This is a genomic window from Morganella sp. Je.2.23 (genome assembly GCF_051129855.1).
Taxonomy (GTDB): domain Bacteria; phylum Pseudomonadota; class Gammaproteobacteria; order Enterobacterales; family Enterobacteriaceae; genus Morganella; species Morganella sibonii.
The window spans coordinates 185,705-198,454 of record NZ_JBCPSQ010000003.1 but is presented as its reverse complement, the minus strand read 5'-3'; the positions used below and the strand labels follow the sequence as shown (position 1 = coordinate 198,454).

The following is a 12,750-nucleotide window of genomic DNA, read 5'->3' as shown; positions in this document are numbered from 1 at the left end:
ATTATGCAAGAAGGGCAAAAACGTAAAACCTCGTCCCTGAGCATTCTTGCCATTGCCGGCGTGGAGCCGTATCACGAGAAGGCAGGCGAAGAATACATGAACGAAGCCCAGTTGGCCCATTTCAAGCTGATACTTGAAGCATGGCGCAACCAACTCAGGGATGAAGTAAACCGCACTGTCACGCACATGCAGGATGAAGCCGCTAACTTCCCGGACCCGGTTGACCGTGCCGCTCAGGAAGAAGAATTCAGCCTGGAACTTCGTAACCGTGACCGCGAGCGCAAACTGATCAAAAAGATCGAAAAAACCCTCAAAAAGGTTGAGGACGACGATTTTGGTTTTTGTGAGTCCTGCGGGGTCGAAATCGGTATCCGCCGTTTAGAGGCGCGTCCGACCGCAGATTTATGTATCGACTGTAAGACACTCGCTGAAATCCGCGAAAAGCAGATGGCGGGCTGACAGGTTCACCACAGACGGCGCTTTAACAGCGCCGTCCGTTTTTCTGCCTCTTCAGATGATGGAATATTCTGCCGGCTCAGCGCCCGGTTATACCGGCCGCTTCGCACCCTCTCCCTCCGGTGCGCTTCATTTCGGCTCTCTGGTCACCGCACTGGGGAGTTATCTTCAGGCCCGTCATCTCGGCGGACGCTGGCTTCTCCGTATTGATGATATTGACCCGCCGCGCGAAGTCCCGGGTGCTGCGGATGCTATTGTGCGTATTCTTGATCACTACGGTCTGCACTGGGACGGCGATGTGCTGTATCAGTCGCGCCGCCATGACGCTTACCGTGATGTGATTGAACAGCTGAAAGCAACAGGATTGTGTTATTACTGCACCTGCACACGGCATGATATCCACGACAGCGGCGGCCACTACCCCGGTACCTGCCGTCAGCGCGGGCTGCCGCCGGATAATGCGGCGCTGCGGCTGAGAAGAACGCATCCGGTGTACCATTTTACCGATGGTTTGCGCGGAAATGTGTTTACGGATAACGCGACGGCAGAGGAAGATATCATTATCTTCCGCAAAGATAAGCTGTTTGCCTATAACCTGGTGGTGGTACTTGATGATGATTATCAGGGTGTGACCGAAGTGGTCAGGGGCGCAGATTTACTGTATCCCACTTCACATCAGCTCTCATTATACCGTCAGCTCGGGCTGCCTGAGCCGCATTATCTGCATTTGCCGTTGATGCTGAGCCCGGCGGCGCGTAAACTCTCCAAGCAAAATCATGCCACCCCGGTGCCGCTCAGTGATCCGCGCCCGCTGTTATGGCAGGCGTTGCAGGTGCTCCGGCAGCCGCTGCCGGAGACCGATCCGCAGTCTCTTTCTCTGACTGAACTGCTGGCATACAGTGTGCAGAACTGGGATATTAGCGCCGTACCACGCGATGATGTGGTGACAGACCGGGAATAATTCCGCAATATCCCGGGTAAGGCATTCTCAAAAAACCAAGTGTACGATATTATTAGTCGCTTATTTTTTAGATCATTTAATTGTTATACAGAGGTGTACCATTTTAAACCGAGTCGCAAAGTTCTGTCGCAGTCTGATTTCCCGCGAGAATAAAGCAGATTGCACAGAGGCTGCCAGTGAAAGGCCGGCCCCGGATGCTGACCATACGCAGCGGAATCCGTCACCCCGTGAAGCTTCCCCCGCGCGTCCTGCCGCTAAACGCAAAAAACCGGCAAAACATATGGATAACAGCGGGACAGTCAGCGCAACGGTAATTCCCCGCAACAGTCACTCTATTTCCCGCCAGGATATCAGCGAAAATGCGCTGAAGGTTCTGTACCGCCTGAATAAATCCGGTTTCGATGCTTACCTGGTCGGCGGCGGTGTCCGTGATTTGCTGCTGGAACGCAAACCCAAAGATTTCGATATCGCGACCAATGCCACGCCGGATGAAGTGAGAAAATTATTCCGCAACTGCCGTCTGGTCGGCCGCCGTTTCCGTCTGGCACATATTATGTTCGGGCCGGATATTATCGAGGTCGCAACTTTCCGTGGTCCGCATGACAATAATGAACCGGCTGATGACGGCAAAGCCCGCTCTCAGCAGGGCAAAAACGGCATGCTGCTGCGTGATAATATTTTCGGCACCATCGAAGAAGATGCTGTCCGCCGCGATTTCACCATTAACAGCCTCTATTACAGTGTGGCTGATTTTACTGTCCGCGATTATGTCGGCGGTCTCGCAGATTTACAGCAGCGGATTATCCGCCTGATTGGTGATCCGGAAACCCGTTACCGGGAAGACCCGGTGCGTATGCTGCGCGCTATCCGTTTTGCCGCCAAGCTGGATATGACCATTGAGCCGAAAACGGCCGCGCCTATCCGCACGATGAGCACACTGCTGCGCGATATTCCGCCGGCACGTCTGTTCGAGGAAGTCCTCAAGTTATTACAGGCCGGTGACGGACACCGTACCTTTGAATTATTACGTGAATACGATCTGCTGGATATGCTGTTCCCGCTGGTTGCCGGACCGCTGAAAGAGAACCCGGACACCCCGCTGTCCCGTATCGTGGATCAGGTACTGAAAAATACCGACTACCGTATTCATAACGATCAGCGCGTCAATCCGGCTTTCCTGTTTGCCGTGATGCTGTGGTATCCGCTGTGTGAACATGCGGAAAAAGTGACTCAGGAGAGCGGGCTGGCCTATTACGAAGCCTTCGCTATCGCCATTAATGACATCCTGGATGAACAGTGCCGCGCAATTGCCATTCCGAAGCGCCTGACCACCACCATGCGTGATATCTGGCAGTTACAGTTACGTCTGCCGCGCCGTCAGGGCAAACGCGCTGTCCGTCTGATGGAAAATCAGAAATTCCGCGCCGCCTTTGATCTGCTGGAACTGCGGGCCAATGTGGAAGGACGTCATGAATTGCAGGAGCTGGCTCACTGGTGGGCTGATTTCCAGCTGGCGAATGCCCCGCAGCAGCGCTCGATGGTGAGCGAACTGGGCAGTGATCCGGTCAAACGCCGTCCGCGTCCGCGCCGCCGCCATCCGCGTGCCCGTCAGGGTAACGGAAACAGCGAATCATGATTCCGGTCTATATTGCGATCGGCAGTAATCTTGCCGATCCTTTAGATCAGGTAAACCGGGCGATTGCAGCGCTGGATACGATCCCGCAAAGCCGCCTGGTGCGCCACTCTTCTTTTTACCGTACGGCACCGATGGGACCCGCAGGACAACCTGATTATCTCAATGCGGCTGTTCTGCTGGAAACCGATCTGACACCGCACCAGCTGCTCGACGCCACCCAGGCCATTGAACTGGCTCACGGCCGTGTCCGCAAAGATGAGCGCTGGGGTCCCCGCACGTTAGACTTAGATATCATGCTGTTTGGTGATAAGGTCATCAGTGACGCGCGGCTGACAGTGCCCCATTACGGCCTGAAAGTGCGTGAATTTATGCTGTATCCGCTGGCAGAAATCGCCCCCGGGCTGATACTGCCGGACGGCGAATCACTGGCAGCGGTTGTTGCCCGTACCCCAGAAAACGGACTTGGCCTCTGGTCATCATCAGAGCCGGTACGCTGAACGCTCTGCTCAACAGACAGACAAAAGGAGACACTGATGCGGATTATTGAAACTGCGCTGATCCTGCGCAAAGAGATTGCCCGTCTGCGGACTGACGGCAAACGTGTTGCGTTTATCCCGACAATGGGAAACCTGCACGAAGGCCACCTGGCACTGGTAAAAGAAGCCCGCGCACAGGCGGATATTGTCGTGGTGTCTGTTTTTGTTAACCCGCTTCAGTTCCCGCGGGAAGATGATTTGCAGCGCTACCCGCGCACACTCCAGGCAGACTGCGAAAAACTGAGCAAAGCTCAGGTGGATCTGGTGTACGCACCGGCGGTCAGTGATGTCTATCCTCACGGATTCACTCACCAGACTCAGGTGATTGTGCCGCCGCTGGTCAGTCAGTGTGATGAGCCTCATCAGCGAACCCGCCTGCGCGGAATCGCTACCGTAATGTGCAAACTGTTCAACCTGGTTCAGCCGGATATTGTTTTCTTCGGCACCAATGACCATCCGCGTTTCCTGACGGTCCGCCGTCTGATCCGTGATCTGAATTATGACATTGCACTGGCCGCGATCCCGACCGTCAGGGAAAAAACCGGGCTGGCACTCAGTTCCTGCAATTCCCTGCTGGGCAAAGAAGAGAAAGAGGCCGCACCGCGCCTGTATCAGGTGATGCAGACTCTGGCAGATATGATCCGCGAACGCCCGAGCGCCATTGCCGAAAGTCTGGATAATGCGCGTGATGATCTGAGCCGTGCCGGATTCCGTGATATCAGCCTGGAGATCTGTGATGCTGATGATCTGGAGGCTGTGCGGGTCAACAGCGGACAAGCAGTGATCCTGGCTTCCGCCTGGCTGGGGAATATCCGCCTGATCGACTGCCTGCACGTCAATATGCCGAACCCGGCAGACAGTGATACAGCGACTACGTCACTGTAAATAGCGCTCAATCTGCCTGAAAAGCCCGGTTTCCGGTGTGCTGCTGTAATGATGCAGCCGGAACCAGGCCAGAAGCCCGTCATAGCGGGCCTTTGTCAGTTCCTGTTCCGCCTGATAATACTGCTCCCGGGCATTTGTCACATCCTGCTGACTTTTCTGTCCTGCTGAATACCCTTTTTCCGCCGCAGTTACCAGCACCCCGGCGGCAGCGGCAGCCTGCTCCAGCGCCGCCAGCTGTACACCGCTGTGACGGAATATCTGATACTGACGCCTCAGATCACGCAGGCGTGTCTGCACCAGCGCATCCTGATCATACTGTGACTGCTGAATCTGAGCAGATACTTTCCGCATCCCTGCCATATCCTTTCCGCCGCTGAACAACGGAACCGAAAGATGGAACCCGGCACTGAGATTCCGGTAACGCTGCCCCACCGTGTCACTGCTGTCTGACTGAGTATCGGACCAGGCCGCAAAGATCTGTGCTGACGGCATAAATGCCCCGCGCTGCACCTCTGCCGCGGCTTTGGCCAGTGCGGTTTCATGTTGTGCCGCTTTGATTTCCGGATGTACTGTCAGCATCTGCCGCTCCAGCGCGGCATAATCCGCTTCCTTCAGTTGCGGCAGCCGGAACGCCCCCGGTTTCAGTACCGGAACATCCTGCATCCGCAACTGCGGAAGGCCGGTGAGATCCGATAAGGTGAGCAGCGCATTCAGGCTTTCCGCCTCTGTTTCAGCAAGTTGAGCCTGACGCTGACGCAGACGGGCCCGGGCTGATTCCACCTCTGTCATCGTTCCTTCCCCGAGCTTTAAAAGACGCTGTGCGGCGGTCAGCTGCGAGTTGTCCAGCGCCAGCCGGAGCCGGTCTGTTTTCTGTATTTCCAGGGCACAGGCCAGATTCAGATAGGCCGATACCAGCCGGTTCATCAGCGCTGCCTGCTGTATCTGCAATCCGCTTTCTGCGGCTGTACCGCGTATCTGTGCCGCCCGGTACTGATGATATGCGGTGTAATCCAGCAGCGGCTGCGTGACGACCAGATTGAGAGAGTGGCTGCGGTAACGCCGCTGATCCGTCACCGGTGCCCGCTGTGTCAGCCGGTTATACGGCGTACTCTGATAACTCAGTCCGGCTGAGGGCAGAAGGTGTGATTTCCCGGCGTCAGCCTCCGCCTGTTCCGCCTCATAGGCCTTACCCGCCGCACGAAATGAGAGATCGTTTTCCAGCGCAGGCTGACGAAGTTCTGACAATGTCACCGCCTGCACAGCGGCGGACAACAAACACAACAGCGCCGCACAAAAAATATTTGCAGGATACATACCCGTCACTCCTCTGTCAGCGCGAAAAAGAGCCTGTCAGTCACCGGCTTAAACAGATAGCTGAGCAGAGATCGCTCCCCGGTGCGGATAAAAATCTCAGCGGGCATCCCGGGTTTGATCACCTGAGCGGCCGCCGTTTCGGGTACTGCAATCTGAATCTGATAATAAGGCTCACCGGTTGCCGGATTTGTCAGACGATCGGCGGAGATCATCGTCAGTTCGCCGCGTAGTTTGGGTGTCAGGTTCTGATTAAACGCGGTAAACAGCAGATCGGCGGTCTGACCGGGAGCCACTTTATCTATCCACTGTGGTGATAATTTGCCTTCAATAATCAGCGTCTGCTGTTCCGGCACCACGGACATCAGTTTTTCCCCTGCCCGCACCACACCACCGGCCGTAAACACCGATACATCCATAATAGTGCCGGTCACCGGTGCGGTGATCACATGCTGATCCAGCCGGTCATTCTCAATAACCTGCTGTTTTTTCAGCTCACTCCGCTGTACTGACAGACGCGATAACTCCTCGCGGATCCCGCTGTGAAAAGCAGCCCGCCGCTGTGTGATCTGTTCTGACTGAGCGGCTTTTTCTTCCTCCGCACGGCTTATCTGTATCCGGGTATCATCCGCCTGATTGCGCAGTGCCGCACTTTCCCGCACGATTTCCTGGTAGCGGTGACGCGGCAGATATCCCTCATCAGCCAGCGATTTCAGATTTGCGGCCTGTGCTGTCAGGCTGTCTGACTGCTGAATGGTGCTGCGGACAATCCCCCGCAGGGTAATAAGCCGCCGTGTCAGCCCGTCAATCACAACCTGACGGGCCTGAATATCACTCTCCAGCTCAAGCCGCCGGTCAGTCAGCAGTGCATTCTGCGCCTGCAATTGTGCCTGCTGATAGTCAGGCGGCGTATAAAATATGTCTTCCGCCGCCGGTGTCAATGCCTGTTCACCGCGCAGTTCGGCCTCCAGCCGCCGCTGCATCAGCAGTGTGCTGTCGAGCTGCCCGGCCAGTGACTCCGCCTGCGCCAGAGCCTGTACCGGACGCAGCCGCACCAGCACCTGATCTTTCTCCGCCCGCTGACCATTCTGTACATAAATATCAGCAATCACGCCATCCGCCGGGGACTGCACCTGTTTGATATTACCTGCAACCACAACGGTTCCTGAGGCGGCAACGCCCTGATCCAGCGGTGCAAATCCCGCCCATAACAGAAAACCGGCAAGACCGGCGGCAATAACAAAACATCCCGCCCGCTGATATCCGCGCGTGTCTGTTTTTACCCCCGGCTCCGCTGAAAGCAATTTAGTTATCATTATTTTTACCCGCCTGATGATTAAGTGTTTCAATGACCTTCTCTGTACGGCCAAAAATTTGCATCCGTCCGCCGGATAACAGCAGCAGTTTGTCTGTCACCGACAGCAGTGGTTTATGGTGAGTAATCAGAACGATTGTTTTTTTCTGTGCTTTCAGCGTATTAACGGCAGATATCAGCGCATTCAGCCCGGCATCATCCAGGGCGGCATTGGGTTCATCGAGGATAATCAGTGCCGGTGAGCCGTACAGCGCCCGTGCCAGCGCGATCCGCTGACGCTGGCCACCGGAAAGCCCGGTGCCGTCTGCGCCGGTCAGGGTTTCATACCCCTGCGGCAGTTGCAGGATCAATTCATGTACCTGTGCCAGTTGTGCCGCACGGATAATATTTTCCGGATCAGCATCCGGGTCAAAACGGGCGATATTATCGGCGATTGTGCCGGGAAAAAGCGCAACTTCCTGGGGAAGATAACCGATATACTTCCCGGATACGGCTTTATCCTGCTGACAGAGATCTGCCCCGTCGAGCCGGACAGCTCCCCGCCCGGCAGGCCACAACCCGGCGAGTAATTTAGCCAGTGCTGATTTCCCGGCTCCGGACGGGCCGATAATCCCCAGCACGTCTCCCGGTCCGAGGCCGAAATGCAGATTGTGTAACAGTGGTACATCACAGCCAGGATAGCCCGCCTGCATCACGGAAACAGACAAATTCCCTGCCGGATGCGGCAGTACCAGCTTCTGCGGCGGCTGCGGATGAGCCGCCAGCAGCGCAGTGAGCCGCTGATACGCCAGTCTGCCCTCTTTCGCGCTTTTCCACACTCCGGTAACCTGCTCAACCGGCGACAGCGCCCGTCCCAGCAGAATCGACCCGGCGATCATCATGCCGGGTGAAATGGTATTATCCAGCGCCAGCCAGCCCCCCAGCCCCAGCATCAGGGATTGCAGGATCAGGCGGACGGTTTTGGTGATCGCCATAATTTTTGCTGAATAATCACTGGCCCGGGTCTGCTCATGCAAACTGCGGCAGTGGCGGTTCAGCCAGCGCTGACGCAGATGCTGCTGCATCCCCATCGCCTCTGCGGGCTCCGGATGAGCAAGATGGCTGCTTTGCATGCCCTGTGCGGCGGCAGACAAACGGTTCGCGGCTGTCAGCGGCGGCCCGGAAAGCCGTTCATTAAGCAGTGCAAGCGCTATCAGCACCGCTGCGCCGCCACAGGCAAACAACCCGAGCCACGGGTTAAACAACGCGATCACCAGCAGATAAAGCGGGAACCAGGGCAGATCGAGAAAGGCAAAGATACCGTTACCGGTTATAAACCGGCGCAGGACCATCAGGTCGCTCTGCGCCTGCTGCGGCAGATGATCCGCAGTATTGTGCAGTTTTGCCTGAAATGCCGAATCATAGACGCGTGTATTCAGTGCCAGGTCAAACTGGTTGCTCATGCGGATCACCAGCATATTACGCAAATAATCCAGACCGCCGGTCAGTGCCAGTAATCCGGCCATTATCAGTGTCAGCATCAGCAGTGTCATTTCATTGCCCGAGGGCAAAACACGGTCGTACACCTGCAACATATACACAGACGGTACCAGCATCAGCAGATTAATCAGCGCACTGAATAATGCGAGTGAGATAAACAGGGATTTTCGGGCAGCAATAAATGCCGTAATGTCATTTCTGGTTTTCCCGGAAAGCATACACAGGGACTCCGCCCGGCATACCCGCCGGGATGTAAGATGATTAGTCATGGGATAAAGAGAACCGTTACTCTTTCAGAAGATATGCACCCTTTTCATGCCAGATTTCCGCACGGTAACGGCCGGGGGATTCCGCAGAAAAGAAATAACGGGTGGTGCCGTCTGATGTAATAAAAGCAATGCCGTCCGGTGCCGGACGCCAGGCTGATATTTGCGGCTGTCCCGGGAAATGCAGCTGAAATCCTTCCGCTGTTTTATCGGGAACACTCGTCAGCGTGACAGGTTGTGTCTGCCCGTCTTCCGTGAACTGCCAGTTACCCTGAAGTTCTTCAGCGGCGGGAATTCTCTGACTGACTGCCGCGCTCTGCTCTGATAACAGCAGCGAAAACAGTAATAATGAGGGTCTGCTGATTTGCATGGTGACTTCCTGAATGCTGCGGACGCCGCACCGGCCGCGCCCGCCTGCTGCGTTAAACGATAAAGTCAGTGTGAACATTCACCATACCGGTGATATCCACTTTAAAATCAGGCTGACACTGATTTCCGCTGACATTAATCAGCAGCTCTGTCAGATTCCGCCCGCCATCATACCGTACGACCGCTTCGCCGGCCGCGCCGCTGAATTCATCGGTGAAATAGATAAATTTTTCCCCGTCACGGTTCTGATTCAGCCCCTGTAAATCGATCATGTCCAGACCGGTTGAGAAATCACGGATATGATCCGGACGGTCATACAGAGAATCCGTCACTGCCGAGAACACAAAAATATCATTCCCGGTGCCGCCCCAGAGCTGATCCTGCCCGGCTCCGCCGTACAGCACATCATCCCCGCCGTTGCCCATCAGGATGTTGTTCTCGTCGTTGCCGATGATCACATCATTTCCGCGCCCGCCAAACGCATTTTCAATCTTCACACCATGTGCGATTGACACATTCCCGGTCAGGCCGCCGACATCCGAAAAATCACCTTCCCGCAGCGAAATTTTCTGATCCTGCTTATAACGGGAGAAATTCAGGGTGTCATTACCGCCGCCGTCCCAGACGGTGAAAATAAGCTTATCTGACACACTTTTTGCAGAGTAGTAATCACGCCCGGTATTGGAATCGAAACCATAAACGGTGTCACCGGTACGGGTGTGATAATTTGCACCGTACAGTTTCTGAATCGCGGTAATATCATCCAGCAGCGGCGCGGAAGCGTAATAGCCTTTATGATCTGCGCCGGTGATTTTCTCACTCCAGTAGCTCATTACACTGTACTGACGCGTGTCCTCCGCGTAATCCGCGTCTTTATAAGAAGGCACGCCCTGACCCGCGTTATAATTGCCCGGATGATTTAATCCCAGGGTATGACCAATTTCATGGGTAAACGTCAGACGCCCGTAGTTTCCGGCTACCGGCGTCACGTTCAGCGCCCCGGGCTCCGAGCTGTACCAGGACTGGCCGGAAACATCAAAGCCGCGGGCATCTGTGTATGGCCGGCCATAGTTATCTGTGGTGTGCGGCAGCCAGGCATACGCCTGTGTATATTTATCACTGATATAACCGAAAGTGATATTGGTGTAAATTTCCCCTCTGCCGGCCTCAACTTCAGTAAATGTAATGTTTGCCACATCTGCCCAGGACTGTAATGATAAGCGTGCCTGGTCTTTTTGATACTCGTTGAATCCCCGTAAACCGCTATTTCCTGCCGCGTTATAATAAATCCCTTCCCACGTCGGGAATGAATAGGTCACTTCAGCAGACTGCCCGGTAACCCCGGCACCATTCCAGCCGGTATTCGTTCTGGCAATATAGTTTCCGGCTTCAAAGGCATCATATGAGATTTTGTTATTAATCAGGCGTCCGCCTCCCCGCCCCGGACTACTCAGCACCTCATCGATAAGCGTCCACCCGTCTTCTGTGCCGTATGCAGCGATACTCATAAAAATATCTCCGTATGTAATAATAAAACAGAATGAAATTTATCCTTAAACATCAGTTAACCGCCGGAATTCACCAGCCCGCACACGATAGACACATTAATTTAATTAATCTATGTGGTAAGGAATAAACGCATACTAATTCTGTGATTTGGCTTTGGCGCCGGCAGGAACGGGAGAAGGTCTGTATTAATCAGGGATAAACCGAGGAAAAATAATTACATAGCGCAAGAAAATAATAAGGGCAGATACAAAAAGCCCGGCAACAATGTGCCGGGCTGATTATCAGAATGCCGGATCAGGTTCTCAGGCCGCGTCCTTTTTCAATCAGACGCCAGGTCAGCAGGTAGAACGCTGCAATAAACAGGCTCAGTACCCCGAGAGTGGTGGTCAGAGAGACATCACTGATACCGAGGAAACCATAACGGAATCCGCTGATCATATAGACAATCGGGTTCAGTTTGGACACCCCCTGCCAGAATGCCGGTAACAGTGTCAGCGAATAAAACACCCCGCCAAGATAGGTCAGCGGCGTCAGGACGAACGTCGGGATAATGCTGATATCATCAAAGCTTTTCGCAAACAGCGCGTTAAGCAGCCCTGCCAGCGAGAACAGAACGGATGTCATCAGCAGAGTTGTGATGATCATAAACCAGGAGTGGATCTGTAACGGCACAAAGAACAGCGACACCAGCGTGACTAAAATCCCGACCAGCACACCGCGCGCCACCCCGCCGCCGACAAACCCGGCAATAATCACGTGAGTCGGTACCGGTGCCACCAGCAGTTCCTCAATGCTTTTCTGGAATTTTGCCCCGAAAAACGATGAGGATACGTTGGCATAGGAGTTAGTAATCACTGACATCATAATCAGGCCGGGTACGATAAACTGCATGTAACCGACACCGCCCATTTCACCAATCCGGTTACCGATAAGATTGCCGAAAATAATAAAATAGAGTGACATGGTGATCACCGGCGGGATCAGTGTCTGAACCCAAATCCGCATAAAACGGGTGATTTCTTTGCGCCAGATTGTTTTCAGCGCCACCCAGTACAGCGACATCATTTCGCAGCCTCCAAATCATGATTCACCAGATGCACAAATAACTCCTCCAGCCGGTTCGCTTTGTTACGCATACTGAGGATATCAATACCCTGCGCGTTCAGCTGGGCAAAAACACCGTTCAGCCCCTGCCCGCGACGGACATCCACCTCCAGCGTCGAGGTGTCAGTCAGCCGGAAAGCATAGCCCTCAAGCTGCGGCAACGGGTTTTTCGATCCCAGATCGAGGATAAAGGTTTCAGATTCCAGTTTACCGAGCAGCGCTTTCATACTGGTGTTTTCCACCAGCTCACCGTGCTGGATAATCCCGATATTACGGCACAGCATTTCCGCTTCCTCGAGATAATGTGTGGTGAGAATAATCGTGGTGCCCTGCGCATTGAGGGTTTTGAGAAATCCCCACATCGAGCGGCGCAGTTCAATATCCACCCCGGCTGTCGGTTCGTCGAGGATCAGCAATTTCGGCTGATGCATCAGAGCACGGGCGATCATCAGACGGCGCTTCATCCCGCCGGACAGACGCATCGCGCGCTCATCACGTTTCTCCCACAAATCCAGCTGCGTCAGATAGGTTTTCGCCCGCTCCTGCGCCAGTTTGTGCGGCACCCCGTAATAGCCGGCCTGCTGTAAAACGATCTGCAATACAGTCTCAAACGGGTTAAAGTTAAACTCCTGCGGCACCAGGCCGAGCTGACGTTTGGCGAGAACCAGATCAGTATCAATGTCATACCCGAACACGGACACTTTTCCGCCGGTTTTATTCACCAGCGAGCTGATAATGCCGATAGTGGTGGATTTTCCCGCGCCGTTCGGACCCAGCAGGGCGTAAAAATCGCCGGCACTGACTTTCAGGTCGATTCCCCGTAAAGCCTGCACGCCTCCCGCATACTGCTTGGTTAATTGTGATATTTCCAGTGCATAGGTCATAACAGAAAAATACCTTTTTAATTTAGAAATTTGGGTGCA

12 protein-coding genes are annotated in these 12,750 nt (G+C 54.4%); 5 read left to right on the top strand and 7 right to left on the bottom strand.

Annotation, left to right across the window (positions count from 1 at the left end; all coding sequences use genetic code 11):
• The first annotated feature begins 3 nt into the window (after positions 1-3).
• From dksA to panC, 5 genes are all read left to right on the top strand, one after another.
• A complete protein-coding gene (dksA, locus tag AAZR23_RS13145; protein ID WP_004238923.1) occupies positions 4-459 on the top strand; it encodes an RNA polymerase-binding protein DksA in 456 nt (151 codons plus the stop codon).
• 55 nt (positions 460-514) lie between these two features.
• Positions 515-1,417 carry a tRNA glutamyl-Q(34) synthetase GluQRS gene (gluQRS, locus tag AAZR23_RS13140; protein WP_166707102.1) on the top strand — a complete coding sequence of 301 codons (903 nt, stop codon included), beginning with the start codon at positions 515-517 and terminating at the stop codon, positions 1,415-1,417.
• A gap of 100 nt (positions 1,418-1,517) precedes the next feature.
• A complete protein-coding gene (gene pcnB / locus AAZR23_RS13135; protein ID WP_182107558.1) occupies positions 1,518-3,053 on the top strand; it encodes a polynucleotide adenylyltransferase PcnB in 1,536 nt (511 codons plus the stop codon).
• Positions 3,050-3,550 carry a 2-amino-4-hydroxy-6-hydroxymethyldihydropteridine diphosphokinase gene (gene folK / locus AAZR23_RS13130; protein ID WP_046895102.1) on the top strand — a complete coding sequence of 167 codons (501 nt, stop codon included), beginning with the start codon at positions 3,050-3,052 and terminating at the stop codon, positions 3,548-3,550. Before pcnB ends, folK begins: the two co-directional genes overlap by 4 nt.
• A gap of 36 nt (positions 3,551-3,586) precedes the next feature.
• Positions 3,587-4,474, top strand: a complete 888-nt coding sequence (gene panC, locus AAZR23_RS13125; RefSeq protein WP_218427531.1) for a pantoate--beta-alanine ligase — start codon at positions 3,587-3,589, stop codon at positions 4,472-4,474.
• On the opposite strand, the gene AAZR23_RS13120 is transcribed toward panC, so the two are convergent.
• The 7 genes from AAZR23_RS13120 to AAZR23_RS13090 all read right to left on the bottom strand — a co-directional run bounded on the left by AAZR23_RS13120 (position 4,466) and on the right by AAZR23_RS13090 (position 12,711).
• A complete protein-coding gene (locus tag AAZR23_RS13120) occupies positions 4,466-5,788 on the bottom strand; it encodes a TolC family protein (protein WP_247717315.1) in 1,323 nt (440 codons plus the stop codon). The two genes, panC and AAZR23_RS13120, sit on opposite strands and share 9 nt — an antisense overlap.
• A gap of 5 nt (positions 5,789-5,793) precedes the next feature.
• Positions 5,794-7,101 carry an HlyD family type I secretion periplasmic adaptor subunit gene (locus tag AAZR23_RS13115; RefSeq protein ID WP_218427530.1) on the bottom strand — a complete coding sequence of 436 codons (1,308 nt, stop codon included), beginning with the start codon at positions 7,099-7,101 and terminating at the stop codon, positions 5,794-5,796.
• Positions 7,091-8,797 (bottom strand): type I secretion system permease/ATPase, encoded by a 1,707-nt coding sequence (locus tag AAZR23_RS13110; RefSeq protein ID WP_434693258.1) that lies wholly within the window; start codon positions 8,795-8,797, stop codon positions 7,091-7,093. Before AAZR23_RS13110 ends, AAZR23_RS13115 begins: the two co-directional genes overlap by 11 nt.
• Before the next feature lie 67 nt (positions 8,798-8,864).
• Positions 8,865-9,293 (bottom strand): AprI/Inh family metalloprotease inhibitor, encoded by a 429-nt coding sequence (locus tag AAZR23_RS13105; RefSeq protein ID WP_434693069.1) that lies wholly within the window; start codon positions 9,291-9,293, stop codon positions 8,865-8,867.
• The gene (locus AAZR23_RS13100; RefSeq protein ID WP_434693067.1) at positions 9,268-10,722 is read right to left on the bottom strand and encodes a serralysin family metalloprotease; all 1,455 of its coding nucleotides are present in this window, start codon (positions 10,720-10,722) and stop codon (positions 9,268-9,270) included. Before AAZR23_RS13100 ends, AAZR23_RS13105 begins: the two co-directional genes overlap by 26 nt.
• Before the next feature lie 295 nt (positions 10,723-11,017).
• Positions 11,018-11,788, bottom strand: coding sequence for an ABC transporter permease (locus AAZR23_RS13095; RefSeq protein ID WP_046895097.1), 771 nt, complete (start codon positions 11,786-11,788; stop codon positions 11,018-11,020).
• Positions 11,785-12,711, bottom strand: a complete 927-nt coding sequence (locus tag AAZR23_RS13090; protein ID WP_166707096.1) for an ABC transporter ATP-binding protein — start codon at positions 12,709-12,711, stop codon at positions 11,785-11,787. Before AAZR23_RS13090 ends, AAZR23_RS13095 begins: the two co-directional genes overlap by 4 nt.
• Between the last annotated feature and the right edge of the window lie 39 nt (positions 12,712-12,750).